The organism is Dyadobacter sp. Leaf189 (genome assembly GCF_001424405.1).
Classification (GTDB): domain Bacteria; phylum Bacteroidota; class Bacteroidia; order Cytophagales; family Spirosomataceae; genus Dyadobacter.
The window spans coordinates 59,252-81,838 of the sequence record NZ_LMPS01000008.1; the positions used below are offsets into that span (position 1 = coordinate 59,252).

Sequence of the window (22,587 nt, forward strand, 5' to 3'; positions counted from 1 at the left end):
AGCGTTTTTAGACTAAGATCTGCGACGTCGACGGCGCTCTTTCCTTGAAGCTGGCTTGGCAGGTGCTACCTCAGCCTCTTCTACTTTCGGCTTAGGGAAATAGGGAGCAAGCTGTGCCTTTATTTCTTCCCTGAATGCATTTCGTACGCCATCCAAAGCAGCTTCTTTTACACCTCCGGCGAGCCTGTCTTCGTTCAGCAGCTTGACAACCGCCTCTTCACCCGGCCAGCTCGCACCCAGGAATTTGGCTGCATTCTCCCTCACCTGCGCCGATTCGTTCGTATTAACCGCCATAGAACGCAGCAGGTAAACGGATTCGCTGCTGCCTACCGTTTGGAAAGAAGCAAGTAGTGCGATCTTTTTGGCATCGTTCAAAGCGGCCAGCTTATCATTCACATAGCTGATACCCGCTTGTTCAAGCAGCAATGCACCGGCATCTCTTCCCAGCACGTCGTCTGATTTTTCGATAGCCATTTTCAGCAGTCTGTCATTTTCCGATTCAAGCGCATACCTCGTCATCAAATCAATGTAGTGCTCGGTACCATAAGTTTCGTCGAGCAGCTTGTTGAGCGCAGTCAATCCTTGCTGGGAGTTGGTCACGAAAGATTTATCCAAATGCAGTAATGCAAGCTTGCTTACCTCAATGCGGTCGCTGGAAGGCACAGACAGTACATTAAGCAGCGCCTGCGACTTTTCATAACCCGCCCGGAAAAAGTCGAATGCACGGAAATACCTTAACCGGCTTTTAAAATCAACAGAAGTGTCCGCAGCCGCCTCGGTCAGGTACGGAATAGCCTGGCGCGTGCGGGCCAGCCAGACAATATCTTTTCCTGCATCGGTCGCAGTTGGTTTACCTTTTTGTCTTTCAAGCCAGGCCGGAAAAATTCGCTCCCATTGATCGAATGCACCAATACTTAAAGCTTCAACAGTCCACCGGTCATTTCCTTTATACTGTTTTGCCAGCTGCAACCATACATCCAAAGCTTCATATGTATGGTTATGGTTGATCGCGAGCGCGCATTCTCTTCTTACCTGGGGATCAGGATCGGAAGTAAGTCGCTTGATATACTCGGTTGGATCACTGTTCCGCTGTCTTACTGCACGCAATGCGGTTATTCTGATATTCGGGTTCAAATGGCGGAACCCGATATCCAGACTTCTGTAATTAAAACCTTCGATCCGGTTCAAGACCCACAATGCACGTGCGCGCAGCTTTGGATTTGCATTGTATTGATTAAATAATTCTTCCAGATAAGGCTCCGCAGCCCAGCCGTGCTTTACACAAGCGTTCCAGGCGAGGTACCGCATCGACAGGTTAGGACTTTGAAGCGCCTTCACTGCTTCTTCTGGTTTACTCAGATCAAAAACGGGTATTTTATACGGTGTACCTTTTGGCGCTATCCTGAAAATCCGCCCGCGACTTTTGTCTTTCATTTTATTTGAACCGATAACGGGATCATACCAGTCAGAAATGATCAGTGAACCGTCAGGTGCAACACAAACGTCAGTCGGCCTGAACCATTTATCGCGGGTACCTTCCACGATCGGATCAATTCCTTTCGACTTATACCCTGCCCCGTCATTCTCTACCGGAAATGCACTTACATAACGCTGGCCGGCATCGGCGAGCAGGATCTGGTCCCAGTAGCGCCTTGGCAACAACTCTCCTTCGTAGATGGTCATACCCATCGGAAAGCCCGAACCCGTTTCCAGCAGATTGGGTATTACGCCCGGATCATTCTGGTGCCAGTGACGGCGCGGCACTTCGTCTTCAAGGTTCGTGCGGTTGAGCCGCCAGCTTGCGCCCGTCATTTCATCTATATATCCGAAGTTTCCGTTTTCCATTACGTATGAAACCCTGTCGCCACCGTTGCCAGGCTCTTCCTGGTCCGACTGCCACATAGTCCCGTAACTATCCACTGCTACTTCAAAACCGTTGCGGAAGTTCTCCGCCATGATCTCCACTTTGGTAAAATCCTGTTCACAGCGAAAAACCACCCCTTGTTTGAATTGACGAAAATCAATGGGTCTTTCATATTTGTCCAGCAGCGGCCTGTCCTGACCATCAACGAGCTGCCTGCCTGCATTTCCGAAATTGAAGTAAAATTTCCCATCCGGCCCGAAAACAAATGCGTGCACACCTGCGTCACTCTGGGTACCGCCGATCCCTTTGAACAAAACCTCTTTGGTATCTGCTTTATCGTCGCCGTTGGTATCTGTAAAAAGCCAGACGTACGGACTTTGCGAAACGATCGCCTTATTGCCCATTACCCAAATACCAAGCGGCGCGTTGATCTCCGGTCCCTGGTAAAAAACTTTGGTAACATCGGCTTTCCCGTCACCGTCTTTGTCCTCCAAAATCATGATCCTGTCGCCCATTCCGAGCTCAGACTTACCGTTGACTGCCGGCCGGTAATTGTAGGCTTCGCAAACCCATACCCTGCCCCGGTGATCCACATCGATATTGATCGGATTGATAATGTTCGGTTCAGATGAAAAAAGGGATGCTTCGAGTCCGTCGGCCACTTTCAGGCCTGCCACTGCATTCCTGGAAAACCGCTTTTCCGGTTCAGAGAGCAATGCATAAGCGCTGTCGGGACTGATAACAGCCACAGAGTCAACAGCTGTTGAATCGGCAACTTGACAAAACCCGTAAGCAGGAAGGAGGAATGTAACTACGGTAAAAAGGAATGCAGACTTAAAAGAATGGAATGGTTTCAAAACGGCCTCGGATGATTCAAACTCTCAAAAAACATTTAAAAATACCTGATGTTTCCTGAATAAGGAAGAGAAGTTTTGAAAAGATACAAGAAGTAAAATAAGGTTACAGAGGAGAAAAGCACAACTTACCCCGGCCGCTTTTGAGGGTCCAACCTATTGTCGAAAATCGATAATAACAGTATACTCTCAGGCTCAATCACGAAGAAAATAGAAGTTTGTGGAGATGCTACGCAGCGCCTGATCTGCGTTTTGGGCTCAACAACCGGGAATTGAAGTGGACTTTGTCGAACTCTCTCAATCTGATGGTCAATCTCAGATAGAACTCTTAAAGCAATTCCTTCGCTCCAAGTTTCAAAGAGATATTCAGTTAAAACCTCATAGTCAACAATGGCACGATTGGTCCAGTGTATTGCTGTCACTGCCCTCCGGCCTTTTGTTGCATTTCGGATATTTTCCGGTCGATACGCTGACGAGCCTGAAAGTTATCAAACACCTTTCCCTCATTTCTGTCTTTCAGCCCCTCAGCTATCCCGAAAAGCGCTGCTTCAGGGATAATAGCTGATTCTTCCGGTTCAAATTCAAAATAGAATTTGTAGCCAAGCTCAGTCAACAACTTTTCCAGTTGAGGAATATCCTTATCGTCTTCAATTTCAACTCTTACCGTGTTCATAATCTGAATTTACTAAACTTTTTCAAGTTCATGCGCTTACCAGGTAAGTTTCAACTCAGCAATATATCGTGTCACCCTAACCCAACCCCTTACTTCTTCTTCAAACCACTCAGATAATCTACCAGACTGACCAGCTCGTCGGTTGTCATGGCGTCCTGCAAGCCGGCGGGCATCATGGAATCTTTGAGCTGCTTCATGGATTTCACTTGCGACATTTTGTATTCCTGCGTCGATCCGCCCGGGAATTTGAGGATCAGGTCTGTTTCTGTTTTGCTGGCTACGATACCCGACACAACAGAACCATCTTTGAAAGTTACTTCGAAGCCTTCATAGCCAAATCCAATCCCTGCGCTCGGCTCGAAAATAGCCGAGTATTGCGCTTCTTTCGGCAGTTTGCTCCCGATTTCCGACAACTTTGGACCGAAGTCCATTCCCTCCCCATTCACCTGGTGGCATACCGAGCAGTAGTTTGTAAAAATCTGCTTACCCTTTGCTGCATCGCCTTTCATTCCGATCAACTCCTTGGTTTCCGGGTGCTTGCGTGCGGCAATTGTAACTCCGTCCATGTATTTGGCTGCCTCCATTTTCACCGATTTCCGCCACGCGCCGCTCAATCCTTTCACTGCCGCAACTTTCACCTCCCCGGTGAGCTTACCGTCTTTAAGAAGTTCCAGTATCTGATCCTCCCCGCTCATCGTACCGCCCAGTGACTTGGCAGCTACAATGCGCTGCGACAGCGGATACTTGTCATCCGTCGCGACCTTCTTCAAAATTTCCAGCGTCTCTTTTCCGCCTGCCGATTTGAGCGCGGCAAGTATCTGCTCGCTTTTTGCATTATCGCCTCCCTTAATCGTATTCCAAACAAGGTCCGAGCCGCCCTGCTTCATCAGTTGGGAAGCCGCAGCAGCACCATTCCTTGTCGCAGACTGGCTCACCGCCATATCCAGTAAGCGCTGGTTTTCAGAAACTAATTCATATTTTGTTACCAGTTCAAGATAGGCCGGAGTACCGTACGAAGTATCCAGCATTTTCTTCAAAGCCGCCATTGCTTCTGTATTTTGTTTTACAAAAGCAGGGTCGAGGTGCCGCAATGCGAGTTCATTTACTTTTTCCTGTTCCGGCGCCGAACCTTTCATGATTTTTAGCAAGGCGAGTGATTTTTCATTAGGCGCTTCATTGAAATCGAATGCGCGGAAATAACGCAGCCGGCTTTTCAGGTCCACATTCGGATCACCAGCGAGGGATGCGAGCAGCGGCAGAGATTCTTTCCCGCGCGACCGCCAGACAATGTCCTTGCCCGCCTGGGTTGCTATCGGATTTGTACCTGCTTTTGCTTTCCAGGCTTTGATAAAGCTATCCCATTGTCCATCTGCACCAATACCCAGTGCTTCCAGGTACCACCGGTCTTTTCCATCGTACTGCCTGGCCAGTTCTGCCCACAGTTCAGCGGATTGCGGCGAATTGTTATGATGCAGGATCAATGCACATTCTCTTCGAACCTGCGCGTCTTTGTCTTTGGCCAAAATCCTGATATATCCTGTTACATCTGCTCCTTTTACCTCACTTGCAGCCCGTAAGCCTGCAATGCGCATATCCGGGTTCAGATCTTTAATGGCCAGATCGATATTCTTTTTGCTTGTAGCAGGCCATTTGCTCAAAACCCATAAAGCACGGGCGCGCATCCTGTAATCTGCCTTTTTATCTTTAAATAACTTCTCCAGAGCAGGGACAGCCTGAGCCTGCATTTTCTCCAATGCACTCCAAGCAAGGAAGCGCACCGAAAGGTTAGGACTTTGCAGTGCCTCTACCGCGCCTGCTGCTGTTGAGAAATCTGCTTTCTTGATGCGGTAAGGTGTATTTGCCGGAGCAACGCGGTAAATTCTGCCACGCTGCTGGTCACCTGCCTGGTGGCCGCCTACGCCCGGATCATACCAGTCTGATACGATCAGAGATCCGTCTGGTGCTACGCAAACGTCACTTGGCCTGAACCACTGGTCTCTTTTCCCGTCGACAATATTCACGATTTTGGCAGTGTAACCCGCGCCCGATTTTTCAACCGGATAAGAGCGCAGTACATTGTGACCAGGCTCGCAGTGGATCATCTGACCATAAAATTCCTTCGGCAGCAGCTTGCCTTCGTAAACCACCATTCCCGTAGGTGAGCCCGAGCCAGTTTGAAGAAGATTAGGCACCACGCCAGGATCATTTAAATGCCAGTGACGGTACGGAATGGAATCTTCCATGTTGGTCCGGTTGGCACGCCAGCCTGCGCCGGTTACTTCGTCGGTATACCCGTAATTTCCGTGTTGCATCACATAGTTGATCCGCACACCTTTATTTCCGTCGTCATCGTTGTCAGACTGCCACATGGTACCATAGCTGTCGACTGCCACCTCATAATTATTCCTGAAATTATTTCCCAACACTTCAATATTGGTAAAATCGGTATCGCAGCGAAAAACCATTCCCTGCTTTAATTTCTTGAAGTCAATTTCCTGCCCGTTTTTGTCGACGATCGGCTTTCCCTTACCGTCGAGCAGCTGTCCGCCTTCATTTCCAAAATTGAAATACAGCTTCCCGTCAGGTGCAAAAACGAATGCGTGCATACCATGATCGTGCTGCTCGCCCCCAACTCCTTCAAAAAGCACTTCTTTCTTATCAGCCTTTAAATCGCCATTTTCATCCGTAAAAAGCCACACATAAGGACTTTGTGAAACCACCACTTTATTGCCCATTACCCAAACGCCAAGCGGCGCATTGATTTCCTTGCCCTGATAAAAAACAGTGCTTTTGTCCGATTTCCCGTCTCCGTCGGTATCTTCCAGAACCATAATCCTGTCACCCTCATTTTTGGTCGGGTTTCCATTGATCGCTGGGCGGTAGTTGTAAGCCTCGCAAACCCAAACCCGGCCCAGCTCATCGACATCAATGTTGGTCGGATTGGTGATCATCGGCTCCGATGCAAACAATGTAGCTTCCAGTCCATTGGTTACCTGCAAACCAGCCACTGCATATTTAGGCGACCGTTTTTGAGTCTCCGTAAGATCTTTATAAAGACTATCGAGCGTGGCGCTCTGTAACGTACTTGGATTGGACCGCTGGTAAGTAGCGACGGTCAGACCAGCCAACAGGCAGGCTGCCGGAAATAGTATCAGGGATTTTTTTAAGTTCATGGGGTGAAATCGTGGTGATCCGTAAAGCCGGACCCTATTGTGTGATCCTTACATTAAAGATTACTATTTTTAGAGTATAAGAGACAATCCACCTGTCATTTACTATCATGAACAAGACTTTTTTTTCCATCATCGCGGCCGCTCTGGCACTACCTGCAGCAGCTCAAAAAATTCCTTCGCCTGACATTCAGATCAAGACTGCTGTCCTCGCTGCACCCTCCGAAAAGCAGGCTGGCGCGAAGGTTTACGGCTACTCGGCAGACGGAATGTTTACTGTACTTCGCGAGGGAACAAACGACTACGTGTGCCTGGCTGACGATCCGAAAAAGGCCGATATCGGCGTTTCCTGCTACCACGCTGACCTGGAACCCTTCATGGAACGCGGGCGGGTGCTGACGAAGGAAGGTAAAAACGCGAAGGAAATATTCGACACGCGGGAGAAAGAAGCAAAAGACGGAACACTGCGCATGCCCAAGCAATCTTCCACGCTATTCGTACTATCCGGAACAATGGACAACTACGATGCCGCTACGGGGAATCTGAAAAACGGCTACCTGCGTTACGTGGTTTACATTCCGTTTGCTACTGCCGAAAGTACCGGTCTTCCATTGAAACCCGATGTAGCCGGAATGCCCTGGATCATGGATCCCGGCACGCACCGCGCGCATATTATGATCAACCCGGCAAAACCCTGAACGGGACGCTGTTATCCTTTCATTCCCTTTTGCTAAGCAGTTTGCGCTGGCTTAAATTTTATCGCGCCAAGTGATAGGTTTAATCAGTTTTAGAATTTTACTTTGCAATTCAAAGTACTTTCTAAAACAGCAATTCATGAAGACTACACCTACCAGAGCGCCTGAAATCCCGGAAGTTTACGAAACCAATGTTCCTCATGAAGAGCGCTCGAATGCATCCCCAGCAGCTGACTTTGACTACTTCATCGGGTTAGGTTGCCTCGCGCTAAACGCTGCCGCGCTCGTCCTCTCACAAAAAGGTGTGTTTTTCAATGATGTGCTGCCGGGCTCATTCATTCTTCCGTTTGCGGTTTCGGTAGTTTACCTGGTGATGCTCTTAGCCAAAGGGAAAGTACGGTTCATTTGGAAAAAACAGCCTGCCGAGTATCTGCCGCACCGTTTAGTGCTGGGTTATGTGTGGCTGGTCAGCTGTTTTACATTCAACCGCGCCTTGCCCGTTTTCAATGATTCGGCAGACTGGCTGAGTGTATTGATCGTCATTTCAGCTTTCAGCGGTATTTGTTTTGCCTGGGAAAAGGCGCTTCCCTCATTTCTCAGAAGCACATTGTTCTTCCTTCTTGCGGTAGCTGCAGTTTTATGGTGCTACTATGCCATTTACCTTACCCGGATCTATTTGGCCAGTCTGATCTTTCTGCTTTTCCTGGGTTTATCGGCTCACAGTTTCATCCCGCTCCTGCTTGCGATTTCGCATATCAGGTTACTGCGCGCTGCATGGAACAGCTACCGGTTGCCGATTTTGGCCGGCCTGATCATTCCGCTGCTTCTTGTAACAGGTTACTGTGTCCGTTGGGATATGCTGAATGAAAAGATCCGGAACCAGATCCTTGAAAACTCCATCCGCGACGATAGTGATCTGCCCAAATGGGTTTCGCTGGGGCAGGTTATTGATACTGACCTGATTTCTAAACAGATCATGATGGGCGGTTTGGTATACCAGATGCCCGGGGAGTTTTTAAGTTTTTCCCCGAATACGTTGAACCTGGAAAAGCTAACACAGCATGATCCGCTCGTGCTGATCGCCTCGCTTTTTTCAACTAAACCTGACCTTACACAGAAAGAAAGGATCAGCTTACTCGATGTTTTATTTGGCACCAGGCATTTTACCCAGGAAAGATTATGGTCGGGCAGCGATCTGGTGACTGCCAGCGTGCTTACGAATGTAAGGCTATATCCCGAGTTCAGGCTTGCCTATACCGAGAAAACCATCAGCATTCAAAGCAATGCATCCTCCAAATTCCAGCAAGAAGAGGCATTGTTCACCTTTCACCTGCCGGAAGGTTCGGTAGTGAGCTCGCTTTCGTTGTGGATCAATGGAATTGAGCAGAAAAGTCACTTAACTACACAAACAAAAGCAGAATCTGCTTATAAAACCATTGTAGGAGTAGAAAGCCGCGATCCTTCTGTGGTGCATTGGCAGGAAGGTAATACGGTAAAATTGAAGGTTTTTCCATGTACAAGTGTTGAAAACCGGAGGTTTAAAATCGGCATAACATCGCCGCTTGCATTTGAAGCTAATCAATTGATTTACGAAAATATCTGGTTTGAAGGTCCGACTGCCGAGCGTGCGTCAGAGCTTTTATCGCTGAACTTCTCCGATGAACCCGGCGACATTCAATTACCTTTCAAGACACAGATGAAAGATCGTAAGACAGTCGTGTTTAATGGAAAATATCAGCCCGCCTGGAAAGCCAGCTTCGCTGCGCCAGCTTTGTCGAAGGCGGTGTTCCAGTTCAATGGAAAAGCATACAAAGCAATGCCAATCCAGGCCGCGACGGAAGCTTTTACACCTACTGCCTTTTACCTGGATATCAACAAAGCCTGGTCCAAAGCTGAGTTTGACAAAGTACTGGAACTGACCAATGGAAAGCCAGTCTATGTTTTTAATAAAAAAATGGAACCACTCACAGCCGGGAACAAGAATGCCATTTTTGAAAAAAGCGCGACGCTCAACTACTCTCTTTTTCCCATTCACCTTGTTGAAGACCGGCACAATGCACTTTTGATCACCAAAAGCGATGGAAGTTCGCCAAACCTGAAAGACCTTGCGGGAAGTGGATTTTCAAAATCCATCGCCAGCGATAATCCATCAGTAAGGCTCCGCACCTTTGATCTTGGCCAGGAACTTTCCCCTTATCTCAAAACAATGCAGGAGCTGCGGATGATCAGAAATGAGCAGGCGAGCCTGACAGTGATTGAGAAAATGCTGGCATCGAAGCAGTTTCCGACAGATCCTGAATCTGACCAGGCTGCATTGAAAATTGGAAACTCCGGAATGATTATCGTTGAAAGCGACGAACCGGTCCAGGGTACAGCGCCTGATCACCTGCTTCGGTTATACGCTTACAACCACATCATGCAGCAAATCGGCCGGACTTACCTCAACGGTCAATATCAGCAAGATTCAGCGAAGTTATCTGCGCTGGTACAAGAAGCAGATCAGGCGTATATCGTCACACCAGTATCCAGTTTGATTGTGTTGGAAAGTCAAAAGGACTATGACCGCTTTGATATCAGGAAAAGCAAAAAAAGCCTGGACAATGCTGCACTGAAATCTTCCGGCGCAGTACCGGAGCCACACGAGTGGGCCCTGATTATCCTGTTTGCATTGCTGGCCACCTATTACACATTCAGGAACTATGCACGCTGGTAAGAAGTACCTGCCCGTATTTTTTCTCGCTGCATATGTGATGTTGTTTGCGCCTTTCATTGCGAGCGGCTATTTGCAGACGGACGCTACCAGCCTCATTGGCGCGGGATTGATCCCATTTGTTTTACAAAATAAAAGGTCGCCTGGAAAAGGTATTTTCCTCGGTTTATTGGTTGCGGCATTGATCCTGGCCTGCTTTTTCCGGAACGAACAGACTTTCCGGTATTTGCTGCTGGTATCCGCTGCCTTGTTTGCAGTCCGGTACTTTTACGGCAATACCAGCCTCTTACTAGTCGCTTTGCTTGTGATTATCTCACCGCTTTTCAAGTACGTTTCCGAAGTTTTCACATTTCCGATCCGCCTGAAATTGAGTGAATGGGCGGCTGCTATGATGCAGGCAGGTAACGTTCCGGTAACTGTATCAGGAAACATTATTGAAATGAATGGTGCAGGGTTCTCGGTTGACCCGGCTTGTATGGGACTTCAGATGACCGGCTTTTCACTTCTTGCCGGCATTTTCCTGATCGCGCACGAGCAACGCAGAACGCAAAAAACAGTAAAGCCCGCTTTGCAACCAGCGATTCTGATCGCTGCCTTTGTGCTCAATATTTTCAGTAATCTGATCCGAATTGTAACACTGGTAGCTTTTCAAATCAGTCCCGAAAACCCGCTGCATGATTGGGCGGGCATCATGTGTTTGCTTGTTTACGTCTGGGTTCCACTTTCGTCTCTGGTCAGGTACCTGCATGCAAATTACGGCACAATAACCTCCCTGGATAAGCAGCCGCAATGGGAACCTGGCGGCAAGGCTATACTGGTCCATTTTGCTGTACTGGTCTGCTGCATTTATTGTGTGTTCCATAACCCTCCTGTTTCTGCAAATGCGAAGGCCGCGACGGTAACCATTCCGCAAGCTTACAAAACGGATTTGATGAAAAATGGGGTGATCCAGTGCAGGAGCGAGCAGGCACTTATTTATATTAAACCCATTGCTGCATTTTTTACAACCGAACACAACCCCGCCATTTGCTGGACCGGCTCGGGTTACGAGCTAACCGCTATCCGGGAGAAGTACTTTGGGAACAAGAAAATTTACGTAGGCACACTCAGGAAGGGAAGTGACCATCTGCAGACTGCCTGGTGGTTTTCCAGCGACCGTCATATTACCATCAGTCAGCTTGACTGGCGCTGGAAAGCAATGCGGGGCGAAGGTAATTTTCAGCTGATTAACGTCACTGCCGAAAGTGAGCAAGACTTAAATTTGGCAGTGCACACGTGGTTGAAGGCCATTTGAGGGTATATTGCGCCTACCGCAGCCTTTTCGATGAAAATCTGACCCATGAAAACGATCGCACGGATTCTTACAGCCTGGAGCCTTACCTTACTTCTTTTCCCTGTTATGGCACAAACAGAAACCATTAACCTTTGGCCGGAAGGCAAGGTACCTAACTTTAAAAGCAGCAGCATTCAGGAAAAATCCGAAACAGATGCGCAGGGCATTCTCAGGATCAGCGGAGTTACCGTTCCTACGATCACAGCTTACATTGCTCCCAAAGAAAAAGCGACCGGCGCGGCGGTGATGATCTGTCCGGGCGGCGGTTACGGGATCCTGGCCGCTTCCCACGAAGGCAGCGATTTTGCCAAATGGTTTAATAACCGGGGTATCTCCGCATTTGTACTGAAATACAGACTGCCGAACGAAAAGGCAATGGAACACCAGCATGAAGTCCCGTTGATGGACGCCATGCAGGCCATGAAGCTAATCCGCGACAATGCAGGAAAATGGAATATTGACAAAAGTAAGATCGGTGTAATGGGCTTTTCAGCCGGTGGCCACCTCGCGGCAACCTTGTCAACCCACCACAATATGGGACCGAAAGCTTCACCCGCAGCAAAGCCTGATTTTTCAATTTTGCTCTATCCGGTCATCTCTTTTCAGCCCGGAATATCGCACGGCGGCTCACGCGACAATTTGCTGGGCCCTGAAAAATCGGAAGAGCTGATCAAATATTACAGCAACGAGTTGCAGGTGAGCGAACAAACGCCGCCCGCATTTCTTGTGCATGCAATGGACGATACCGGAGTGCCCGTTGAAAACAGCATTGAGTATTATCTTGCATTGAAAAAGAAGAAAATACCCGCAGAAATGCACTTATATCCAAAAGGCGGCCACGGTTACGGCATGCGCACGGAAGGGAAAGGCTCGCTTGCCAACTGGCCCGCCGCAATGGAAGGCTGGCTTAAAGCAATGGGGTATATGAAGTAGCTGAACACAAATGACCGCATTGAACCGTTTTCTGGTAAATCAAAAATACCTGCTGTTCCTCTTTCTTGGAATAGCCATTTTTGCAAGTCTGCAATCTTACCTGTCGCCAATGAAAAGCTTTGTAGAAGGCGGCAGACTTTACACTACCTACAATAACTACATTATATTCAAGCAGTCTTTCTTCCATTTCATCGGGGGGAAAGACCTTTACATTGAATATGTGGAAGAGCAGGGCGATCTGTTCAAATACAGCCCGACCTTCGCGCTCCTCTTTGGGGTTTTCGCTGTGCTCCCCGATGTACTGGGCCTCTCGCTTTGGAATATCCTGAACGTAGTGGTACTGCTGTATTCGGTGTATTATTTACCAAAGATCGACCTCCGCACAAAGGGTCTGATCCTTGTTTTTGTTGCAGTTGAAATGCTTACTGCGGTACAAAACGAGCAGAGTAATGCATTGATCGCGGGGTTACTGCTTTTCACATTCGGCGCACTTGAACGCAGGAAGTATTGGCTGGCCTCCTTTTGCCTGGTATCTACGGTTTACATCAAACTTTTCGGAATTGTCGGACTCGCGCTCTACCTGCTGTATCCTGACAAATTAAAGCTCACTTACACCACTGCGTGCTGGATTGTCCTTTTCACTATCTTCCCGTTAGTGGCAGTTGATACTGAGCAGTTTGTTTTCTTGTACAAGAGCTGGGGAAACCTTCTGAGTAATGACCATTCTATTTCAGACGGCATTTCGGTGATAGGCTGGCTGCGGACTTGGTTTGGTTTAACATTAAACAAAACCTACGTAAGTGTTGCCGGTGCGGTCCTTTTCTGCATTCCCTTGTTGCGGATCAATGCGTATTCCAATTTCACTTTCCGGATTTTAATGCTCGCTTCTGTGCTGATATGGGTGGTTATTTTCAATCACAGGGCCGAGTCACCGACCTTTATCATTGCCATTACAGGTGTTGCATTATGGTATTACAGCCAGCTTCCAAATAAGGTGAATTACATTTTGCTGATCCTGGCACTCGTGTTTACGGTCCTGTCACCTACTGATCTTTTCCCAAAATACATCAGGAATGAATGGATGAAGCCGTATGTGGTGAAGGCAGTACCCTGCATATTGGTGTGGGCTAAATTACTTTTCGATCTGACTGCCGGCAAGCTGCTGCCGCGACATTTTGAGGCAACAGAAAATACTCAATAGAAAAAAGGGCGTTACAGAGATCCTGCGGCCAGACCCTGCAACGCACCTAACTCAACCTCAATTCAAGCCTACTAACAGCCTGTTAACCTCACGTACTTCGTTGGTTGACAGAAAGATATTTTTGACAACTTTCTCGGTTTCATCAGAAACGACCAGGGTGTAGTTCCCGTCACGCATTTGGGAGAAGTTTAGTTTTTTACCAAATTTCATCACTGACTTACCCACAATTTCTTCGTGCAGTACCTTTCCCTCGTGATCCATTACCTGGATAAAAAGCTTCTCCCCTTTCTGTTTTTCAACCAGCAGGTTCATCGTTTCGGTATCCCTTACCCGGTACATACCGATCCTGAACTTCTCACAGGTGTTGTTCTTGCATTGTGATTTTGTCTCAACTGGGTCTATCGCAAGCGCGTCCTGATTGAGCAGAAGCAGGCTGAATGCAGCCGCAGCAATGGATTTCATGATGTTTTTCATAGCTTAATGAAGGTTATTGTGGGTAAAATCTTAAAGTTTCACCAATGAGGAATAACCTTCCTGCTATGTTGCACCCGTTATTTGAACGGAAAAAATTCGTGTTGAATGGTCACCCGCCTATCGCGATCATCTGGCGGTTTTGCTCGTAGTCGGTCTTCGCCTGCTGCTCTGTAAAGCCGGCGTGGCCGCCGTGGGCAAAATGCTTTTTATAAAAGTGCTGATGGATCAATGCGCGCACATCTTCACCGCGGCGCAATGGCGTAAGCAAATCCATTTCGGAGGTATCAAAAAGACAGTTTTTCAACTTACCGTCGGCAGTTAAACGGATCCGGTTACAACCTGCACAAAATGGGTGAGTAACTGTGCTGATGATGCCAAAAGTACCGCCGGCGCCATTGACGTGATACCTTCTGGCCGTATCATTGGCTTCCGGCTGAATGGGTAGGTAATCAAATTCATCGCCAATCATTGTAAGCAGATCCGCATAGGATACGATCTTGGACATATCCCATTGATTGCCCTTGAAAGGCATAAACTCAATGAAACGAACATGAAGATTAGGCTCGTCAAGGGTTAGTCTGACAAAATCATTGACTTCATCCTCATTGATACCCCGCATCACAACCATGTTGATCTTGACTACAAAACCCTCGGTCAGCAATAAGCGGATATGGGCAAGTGTCAGTGCAAAATGGTCGCGCTTTGTGATGCTTTTAAACCTGTCTTCCCGCAAAGTATCCAGACTTACATTGAGCGACTGTACACCCGCCTGTTTGAAAGTGGGAATAAACTGGTCTGCAAAAACTGCGTTGGTAGTAAGCGTAAGGGAAGTATTTAGCTGGCCGAGGTTACTGATGATCTGCTGCGCATCTTTCCGGATCAGCGGCTCTCCGCCTGTGAGACGGATTTTCTCAACCCCCATTTCGACGAATATCTCCGACAAAGCGCGGATCTCGTCAGCCTGCATCAGCCACTTGGAAGGCATAAACTGCATATCCTCCTGCGGCATGCAATAGGTACACCTGAGGTTGCACTTATCCGTCAGCGAAATACGCAGGTAAGTGTGTTTACGCCCGAATGTATCTATAATAGGTGCTGACATCAGTTCATCTTTATTACTCATTCATGCTTAGCACCTTCGAGAACGCTGAAAACATGTAAAATATGCGGGAATAATGCATCCATATACTCGGTAACTCCTCCCGTGCTACCCGGCATTGTCACAACCAGGCTATCTCCTGAAAACCCGGCAACCGACCTGGAAAGCATTGAAGTAGCCACTCTTTCCTGCCCGTAGCTGCGTGCAGCCTCTGCAATTCCCGGTATCTCCCGGTCAATCAGCTCAGATACTGCCTCCGGTGTAACATCGCGACGGGACAAGCCGGTTCCGCCGGTGATCAGAATCAGCTGATAACCTGTATTCGTCCATTGCAGGATTTGCTGCTGGATAGTCAGTTTATCATCCGGTACCACTACGTAATCTGCTGTTTCCAGCTTCAATGCAGCGAGCTTTTCCATGATTTTTTTGCCAGATTTGTCTTCCCCATTTCCGGCAGCAATCGTATCTGAGCAAACCATTACCGCAATTTTTAATGCATCAGGCACTGCCTTGCGATCACTTTTCCCGCCTTTCTTTTCAAGTAAACGGATATTGCTGATCTCTACTCCCTTGTCGATTGGTTTGAGCATATCGTACATTGTGAGCGCCACGACCGACGCGCCGTGCATTGCTTCTACCTCGACACCGGTTTTGTATATCGTTTTGACGATCAACTCAATGGAAATTTCCAGTCCGTCAATTTTGTAATTAACAGCTGTGTATTCAATAGGTATCGGGTGACAGTCGGGCAGCAGGTCAGGCGTTTTTTTCACCGCGAGAAACCCCGCCGCCTTGGCCATTTCAAAAACGTCACCTTTCGGCACAGTCCGGTTTACAATCGCCTCGATCGTTTCAGGCTTGCTCACCCGCACAATAGCCTGTGCCTTAGCAATGCGGAGGGTGTTTGTCTTATGCGTAATATCGACCACTGTTAATTTTGAATGATCCGCCGTGGAACGGGGAATGATTGAATGATTGAATAGTATTGTCAGTGTGAGCGAACCGGGCGGTCAAAGGGTAATCGTGCATGTCCCTTCGACTGCGCTCAGGGTGACAAGACATTCCCGTCCTACCTTTCCTCCATCCTCCCCTTTTTCCATTTCCTCCCCTTCCTAAACATTCCTTTTCCATTCGAACTCCCCGTTATCTCCGATGAGTTCTTTGGCGAAAATGGGGACTTTGGTTTTTATTTCTTCTACGATGTATTCCGATGCTTCGAATGCAGCGCGGCGGTGTGGAGAGGAAACGAATACGAACAGGCTGATCTGTCCGGTCGGGACCAGTCCGAGGCTGTGGTAAATGTGCAGACAGGTCAGCTCAAACCTCGCGAATGCAGCTTCCCGGATTTCATGGAAAGTCTGCTCGGCCATTTCCTCGTATGCAGTATATGCGATGCCCGACACTGCGCCACCCTCTTTCTCATCTGCGCGAATTTGTCCCAGGAAAATCGCATGCGCGCCGATACCTGTCTTAGACTGGTGACTGGCAATAGATTTTGCTATGAAATCAGGACTGATGGGCCCTTCTACAAATACTTTCTTGGGCTTATGCTGTTTTTCCATACTCCTGTTATCCTCCCGCAAAAGGTGGTAAAAGCGCAACTTCGGACTGGGGCGCGATATCCGCCAGATCTTCCAGAATACGCTGATTAACTGCTATCTTGAATTTCTTTCCCTGCAATGCAGGATATTTTTGCATGACCTGCGCACGGAAATCTCCGACCGTCAGTTGTCCGTTATTTAACCAATTCTCCTCTGCCAGTCCGGTCACTTCTGCCAGCATTCCGAAATAAAGCACGTGTAAACTCATGTTCTTTTCACAATCTCTGCTAAAACATCAAAACGGAAGTAAATGAACTTCCACCAAATCACCCGCTGCTACCTTATTCTGGCTGACCGGCAGGTATATAATTGCGTCGGCCAGCGCGAAAGAACGAATGGAAAAGGATTCCTGTCCGTCAAGTGCGATTACATAATCTCCTGCAATGGAAGCTTTTAAGAATTCATCGCGGTCGCCGTCAAACGAATATCCATATTTTACAGGTAATTGTAACGCCTTTAAAAAAATATCCGTGCGGCCGGTCATCCTTCTTATTGCCGGCAATACATATTCATAGTAACATACGAGCGACGATGCAGGATTCCCCGGAAGGGCGAAAAACAGCTTTTGATCTTTTTTACCAAACAACAAAGGCTTACCCGGTTTCTGCCGCACTTTATAGAAGATAGTCTCAGCGCCGACTGCCTCCATTGCTTCTCCGACAAAGTCATAATCACCGACAGATATCCCGCCGGATGCCAGCACTATGTCGTTTTTTTCCACAAGCAGCTGTAACGCTGCAATGGTCGCATCGAGGGTATCAGCGGCGTAGCGGATTTCTACTTCCCCGAGACCTTCCTGTTCCAAAGCCGCCGCGATCATTCCCGAGTTTGATTCAAATATCTTTCCGGGTTCCATCCTGCTGCCGGGCTGCAATAGCTCGTCTCCCGTAATCAGGAATCCCACTTTCGGCTTGGGATACACAACAACATCTTGTATGCCAAGACCTTGCAGAAAACCAATGCTGCCAGGCGAAAGGTAAGTACCGGCAGTTAACGCCACGGAACCAGCCATTATCTGCTGCCCTATCTTACGCACATTCTTACCCTCCGGAACTGGAAATTCGTCGATCAGAACATTACCATTTTCCAGTCTTGTGTGCTCCTGCATGACAACCGCGCTCGCGCCTTCGGGCACTGGCGCACCTGTGAAAATCCGCATTGCTGTGCCGGGTTGAAGCTTTTCCAGGTCCGACTGTCCTGCTTTTGACTCGCCTGCCACTTTGAGAACCGTTTGCGGCGAAGTAATATCCGAATGCAGAATGGCGTATCCATCCATGGAAGATTGCCGGAAAGACGGCAGTGAAAGTGGCGCTATGATGTTTTCAGCCAACACATAACCTGTCGATCGGCTGAGCTTCCGGGTTTCTGCGGGCAACAATGCCGCGTTTGCAATAATGAGTTGTTTGGCCTCGTTGACTGTTACCATTTCTTTAAAAATGAAGGTATGCGAAGATAGAAATTACAATTTTTAAACGTTTGCAACCCGTACAGTTTGTGTACAAATTGTCCAAAACTCAACTGGTTTAACAGCAAAATACCAATGCATCAAATCAGGAATATTATGTAAGTCACTGATTAACAGACAATATAAGTCGATAAAAATTTCTTTGTTCTTACAAAAATTATATCTGGCATAGAAATTTACGTTTTGCGAACCTCGGCATTTACCAACGAAAATTGCAGCGTAAGCGGGTTACCCAGCAATTTCGAATCGAATCTGAGAAGCACGCCAAATCCAGAAGTATTGGTTTAATGCTATTTAGTAACGAGCAAAATGGTTGTAAATCAACCATTTAATTGAATTTGAAATATTTATTATTCTAAATCCGTTATCTTTGCACCCCGGCTTATGGCCTTGTAATATGTTTCACCAAAATGAAAATGCATGATTAAACTTATCTTTATGGCCTTCTCAATCGCAATAATGGGCAACGAACCCGTGAGTGAGGTGGAGGTGGAAAAGAAGGAGCTGAAAGAAACAACTATTATAGATTCAGATCTTCTTGCTATTGACTTCTGTGGCGAAGCCATCCCATTATCAGAGCTTCGAATCGCCGAGCGATATCAAAACATGATCAGAAATTACGACAATCCCGCCTTTCGTAAGCTGATGACAAAGACCCAAAAAAGAATGCGCATTATTGAGCCTATTCTTAAAAAGTACGGAGTACCAGCCGATTTTCAATATCTGCCTCTTATAGAGAGCGCCATGAGTAACCAGGTTACTTCCCACCGGGGCGCGGCAGGCTACTGGCAGTTGATGCCCTCAACAGCCAAATACCTTGGACTGGTAGTGAATGAACACAGAGACGATCGCAATCACCTCGTTAAATCGACACACGCCGCAGGCAAGTATCTGCGCGAGCTGCATCGCCAGCTGGGTTCCTGGACACTAGTAGCAGCTGCATACAATGCAGGGCCGACGCACATCCAGAACAGAATGGATTCCCAGAATAAAGATGATTTCTTCAAATTGCGCTTAAACTCTGAAACTGCCCGGTACATTTACAAGATACTGGCTGTTAAAGAATGGTTTTCCAATCCAGAAAGAAGCCGGGAATGGGGAAGCGGAGATGTGCTCACCCGCCTGACAGACTTCAAACTGGAACAGAAAAAGGCCGGAACAGAGTTGGCTAAGGCTGCTGCCGACTCCTGAGCTGCAACTTTATTTATTGATATTAATGCAAGGAAAAGGACTCATTCTCCTTTTCTTTGTGTTTTATAGCAGCAGCGAAATGCTGCGTGAAAGCAAAAGACTTTTATCAATTATTACGCTCTTTAACATGACAAAAGCTGAAATGGTCACTGACAAAGGCACCATGCTGATCGAATTTTACGATGAGGATGCACCGGGAACAGTGAAAAACTTTGTTGACCTTTCGAAAAAAGGTTTTTATGACGGATTGATTTTTCACCGCGTAATCCCGGATTTCATGATCCAGGGTGGTGACCCAACAGGAACCGGCCGCGGAGGTCCTGGCTATAAAATCAAATGTGAGCTGAATGGCGGAAACCAGTACCACGATCGTGGCGTACTTTCAATGGCGCACGCTGGCCGTGATACCGGAGGCTCTCAGTTCTTCATTTGCCACAGCCGCAAGAACACTGCGCATTTGGACGGTAACCATACTTGCTTCGGCAAAGTGGTGGAAGGTGTTGAAACGGTTGACCTGATCCGTCAGGGCGACAAGATCCAGAAGATCACGATTATCGAAGAGCAGGAAGCTTAGTCCTGTTTGCATTAACAACAAAAAAAGGCTTGGTCACCCAAGCCTTTTTTTGTTGAATAGCTGATCTTACCAGAAATGTGCGTACAAGAAAGTAATCATTCCGATCACGATCACCGCGCCGATGATAAAGCTGCGGTGCGGGATGAACATCGACGAATCGATTTCCAGCCCTTTCTTCTCATTTGGTAATACCAATCCCAGGATTACCATCACTACCACACAGATTATGAACACGATTCCCATACGGTCCAGGAATGGAACCTGCGTCCAGTCGGCAAACGGGAAATAGTTGTTGTGCATCGCAAGCGCAATCAGGAACCCGCCTACGATTGCGAACAATGCGCCGGCCGAATTGGTACGCTTCCAGAAGAAGCCCATGATAAATGATGCAAAAATACCCGGCGAAAGCAGCCCCGTCATTTCCTGAATAAACTGAAAACCGCCTTTCTTATCGATGCCCATGTAAGGAGAAACAACAATCGCCAGCAGCATTGCTACTACCACGACGATCCGTCCAATGCGAACCAGGGTTTTCTCCGAGGCATTTTTACCAATGTAATTTTTGAAAATATCGAGTGTGAAAATCGTCGAGATACTGTTTGCTTTTCCAGCCAGGGAGGCTACTACGGCAGCCGTAAGTGCTGCAAATGAAAGTCCTTTCAAGCCGGCAGGCAACAAGTTCAATAGTACAGGATAGGCTTTATCTGCATTGATCACACCGTCGTCACCCAACATTTCGGCCTGAAACATTCCCCTGCTATAAAGTGAATATGCTGCGATACCAGGCAGAACAACGATAACAGGCATTAACAATTTCAAAAATGCGGCGAACAGGATACCATTCCGAGCTGTTTTCAAGTCAGCTCCCAATGCACGCTGTGTAATGTACTGGTTACAGCCCCAGTAGTTCAGGTTCACGATCCACATACCGCCCAGCAGTACAGTCAGGCCGGGTAGCTGCATGTAAAAAGGACTGCTTTTTGGAAAGATCATGTGGAAATGGTCGTCATGATTTTCACGCATTAATTTAAAACCAGCTGCAATTCCTTCCATTCCTTCATTGCTCGAAACCAGGTTGACAGCCAGATAAGTAGTAGCTAAACCGCCAATTACCAGGAAGAAAACCTGGATAACATCTGTAAAACCAATCACCTTCATACCGCCGATTGTGATAATGATGGCGAAAACAGCGAGTGCGATCATACAGAATTGAAAATCCAGACCCGAAATACCCGAAACTGCCAGCGCACCGAGGTACAGAATGGAAGTAAGGTTAACCAGAATATACAATGCCAGCCAGAAAACAGCCATGATCAAACTCACGGTAGGATTGTACCGCTCGTTGAGAAACTGCGGCATCGTGTAGATCTTGTTTTTCAGATAAATGGGCATAAAAAAAACAGCGACTATAATCAAAGTTGCTGCTGCCATCCATTCGTAGGTAGAAATCCCGAGCCCCATTGAAAACCCGTTTCCGGACATTCCGATAAATTGTTCGGCTGAAATGTTCGACGCAATCAGCGACGCACCGATTGCCCACCAGGTAAGTGACCCTTCGGCCAGAAAGAAATCCTTGGTGGACTCTGTTTTTGACCTTTTCCGCTGATAAATCCAATAACCGTAACCGGAGACAACTATGAAATAAAAGAAGAAAACGATGTAATCTAGGGTCTGTAATTCCTGCATTGCAAAGTGTAAAAAAGATGAATGATGAGGTTTGTCAGTTTAAAACGAAAGGTACATTATTTTCGGAAAATAGTACAAAACCAAAGTTATGTAAGATCGCCGTTAAGCTTGTAGAAATTGTGCCTGTAAATATAGATACAAGCGTATCTTAACAAAGCTTTACTCTGATATTTTCTCCGAATCTGAATATCTCAGCGGATTGGAGGGTAACTTCCTATAATATTCTTTCAGCCGCGCCTGCTCCGCGCCCGCATAAGCCTCCTCAAAAGACTGTCCGGCATTCAGGTTCTGAACAAAGCGTTGCAAACCTTTGCTGCCGCTCAGGGCAAGCCAGTAGGATACTTCCATTCCGGCAGACATATAGGCAAGCATCACGTGCTTTTGTCCGCCATTGAAAAAGTCTTTAATAGTCGCAACCTGGTCCAGTTCCAGGATCTGCTGTCCGCCGCCGGTGTAGTACATCCACTCGTCCATATATTCCAGATAGCGGCCGGCGGGATCGGGGTTGTTGACGAACCTTCTGTCGAGCATCAAGGCCAGTCCCTCGTTAAACCATTGCGGGATTTCCGAGGTAACTTTCCACCAGCCGATTCTTTTCAGCAGTTCAATGTGCCCCATTTCGTGTGCGATCACATCCAGATTTGCGCCTTGTTCGTTAAGAACCACGTAGCTGTTGCCCCAGGGAGTGCCTACGCTGCATCCTGCGCCTTCTGTGCTGCTGCAGTAACGCTGGTATTGCTGCGGGTTGCTGCAGATAATGATTTTGGGGGAAGATTTTTTGCCGGTGTAAAACGAATCAATCCGCATTTCTGCCAGACTAACTATCCGTTTAAGCTTTTTGTAAGATGCAGGTTTGATTTCGGGGCTGAAATAAACTGATCCGCTTTCCCGGAAACCTGAAAAGGCGATCAGTTCACAATGAAAAACCTGGGGATAAAGAAAGAAAAGACTTGCCGGAATGATAAATACCAGCGCGGCTATCACTTTAATAATTCGTAATGCGCGCGCTGGTACCGGGTTATCTTTCAAAGAAATGCTTTAAATAATTGCCACGAATCCGCGAA

General features: G+C 47.5%; 18 protein-coding genes. 7 read left to right on the forward strand and 11 right to left on the reverse strand.

The window, feature by feature from the left end; translation table 11 throughout:
* Positions 1-12 precede the first annotated feature (12 nt).
* From ASG33_RS23350 to ASG33_RS23360, 3 genes are all read right to left on the reverse strand, one after another.
* Entirely contained in the window at positions 13-2,721 is a 2,709-nt protein-coding gene (locus ASG33_RS23350; RefSeq protein ID WP_229238825.1) for a PVC-type heme-binding CxxCH protein, read from the reverse strand.
* Positions 2,722-3,136: 415 nt separating this feature from the next.
* Positions 3,137-3,391: a hypothetical protein gene (locus tag ASG33_RS23355; RefSeq protein WP_056291301.1), complete on the reverse strand. Its 255-nt coding sequence runs from the start codon at positions 3,389-3,391 to the stop codon at positions 3,137-3,139.
* Positions 3,392-3,480: 89 nt separating this feature from the next.
* Positions 3,481-6,564, reverse strand: a complete 3,084-nt coding sequence (locus ASG33_RS23360; RefSeq protein WP_056291303.1) for a PVC-type heme-binding CxxCH protein — start codon at positions 6,562-6,564, stop codon at positions 3,481-3,483.
* A gap of 107 nt (positions 6,565-6,671) precedes the next feature.
* Between ASG33_RS23360 and ASG33_RS23365 the strand changes: the two genes are divergently transcribed.
* From ASG33_RS23365 to ASG33_RS23385, 5 genes are all read left to right on the forward strand, one after another.
* Positions 6,672-7,259 carry a hypothetical protein gene (locus tag ASG33_RS23365; RefSeq protein ID WP_056291305.1) on the forward strand — a complete coding sequence of 196 codons (588 nt, stop codon included), beginning with the start codon at positions 6,672-6,674 and terminating at the stop codon, positions 7,257-7,259.
* Between the two features lie 136 nt (positions 7,260-7,395).
* Positions 7,396-9,969, forward strand: coding sequence for an XrtN system VIT domain-containing protein (locus ASG33_RS23370; protein WP_056291307.1), 2,574 nt, complete (start codon positions 7,396-7,398; stop codon positions 9,967-9,969).
* A complete protein-coding gene (xrtN, locus tag ASG33_RS23375; RefSeq protein WP_056291309.1) occupies positions 9,956-11,260 on the forward strand; it encodes an exosortase N in 1,305 nt (434 codons plus the stop codon). The genes ASG33_RS23370 and xrtN overlap by 14 nt, the downstream gene beginning before the upstream one ends.
* Positions 11,261-11,305: 45 nt before the next feature.
* Entirely contained in the window at positions 11,306-12,232 is a 927-nt protein-coding gene (locus ASG33_RS23380; RefSeq protein ID WP_056291311.1) for an alpha/beta hydrolase, read from the forward strand.
* Between the two features lie 10 nt (positions 12,233-12,242).
* A complete protein-coding gene (locus ASG33_RS23385) occupies positions 12,243-13,433 on the forward strand; it encodes a glycosyltransferase family 87 protein (protein ID WP_056291313.1) in 1,191 nt (396 codons plus the stop codon).
* A 57-nt stretch (positions 13,434-13,490) separates the two neighbouring features.
* Here the strand turns inward: ASG33_RS23385 and ASG33_RS23390 are convergent, their stop codons facing one another.
* From ASG33_RS23390 to glp, 6 genes are all read right to left on the reverse strand, one after another.
* On the reverse strand, positions 13,491-13,907 hold the full coding sequence (locus tag ASG33_RS23390) for a hypothetical protein (RefSeq protein ID WP_056291314.1): 417 nt from the start codon (positions 13,905-13,907) through the stop codon (positions 13,491-13,493).
* Positions 13,908-14,016: 109 nt separating this feature from the next.
* On the reverse strand, positions 14,017-15,030 hold the full coding sequence (gene moaA, locus ASG33_RS23395; RefSeq protein ID WP_229238828.1) for a GTP 3',8-cyclase MoaA: 1,014 nt from the start codon (positions 15,028-15,030) through the stop codon (positions 14,017-14,019).
* The gene (gene moaCB / locus ASG33_RS23400) at positions 15,027-15,935 is read right to left on the reverse strand and encodes a bifunctional molybdenum cofactor biosynthesis protein MoaC/MoaB (RefSeq protein ID WP_056291316.1); all 909 of its coding nucleotides are present in this window, start codon (positions 15,933-15,935) and stop codon (positions 15,027-15,029) included. Before moaCB ends, moaA begins: the two co-directional genes overlap by 4 nt.
* 183 nt (positions 15,936-16,118) lie before the next feature.
* Positions 16,119-16,568 (reverse strand): molybdenum cofactor biosynthesis protein MoaE, encoded by a 450-nt coding sequence (locus tag ASG33_RS23405; protein ID WP_056291318.1) that lies wholly within the window; start codon positions 16,566-16,568, stop codon positions 16,119-16,121.
* A 7-nt stretch (positions 16,569-16,575) separates the two neighbouring features.
* Entirely contained in the window at positions 16,576-16,815 is a 240-nt protein-coding gene (locus ASG33_RS23410) for a MoaD/ThiS family protein (protein ID WP_056291320.1), read from the reverse strand.
* A 27-nt stretch (positions 16,816-16,842) separates the two neighbouring features.
* A complete protein-coding gene (gene glp, locus ASG33_RS23415; protein ID WP_056291322.1) occupies positions 16,843-18,033 on the reverse strand; it encodes a gephyrin-like molybdotransferase Glp in 1,191 nt (396 codons plus the stop codon).
* Between the two features lie 477 nt (positions 18,034-18,510).
* Here glp and ASG33_RS23420 point away from each other — a divergent pair, with 477 nt between their 5' ends.
* Positions 18,511-19,263, forward strand: coding sequence for a lytic transglycosylase domain-containing protein (locus ASG33_RS23420; protein ID WP_229238829.1), 753 nt, complete (start codon positions 18,511-18,513; stop codon positions 19,261-19,263).
* A 127-nt stretch (positions 19,264-19,390) separates the two neighbouring features.
* On the forward strand, positions 19,391-19,837 hold the full coding sequence (locus tag ASG33_RS23425; RefSeq protein WP_031530590.1) for a peptidylprolyl isomerase: 447 nt from the start codon (positions 19,391-19,393) through the stop codon (positions 19,835-19,837).
* Between the two features lie 66 nt (positions 19,838-19,903).
* On the opposite strand, the gene ASG33_RS23430 is transcribed toward ASG33_RS23425, so the two are convergent.
* The gene (locus ASG33_RS23430; protein WP_056291326.1) at positions 19,904-21,523 is read right to left on the reverse strand and encodes a sodium:solute symporter family transporter; all 1,620 of its coding nucleotides are present in this window, start codon (positions 21,521-21,523) and stop codon (positions 19,904-19,906) included.
* Between the two features lie 159 nt (positions 21,524-21,682).
* Positions 21,683-22,552, reverse strand: coding sequence for a hypothetical protein (locus tag ASG33_RS23435; RefSeq protein ID WP_229238830.1), 870 nt, complete (start codon positions 22,550-22,552; stop codon positions 21,683-21,685).
* Positions 22,553-22,587: the final 35 nt, after the last annotated feature.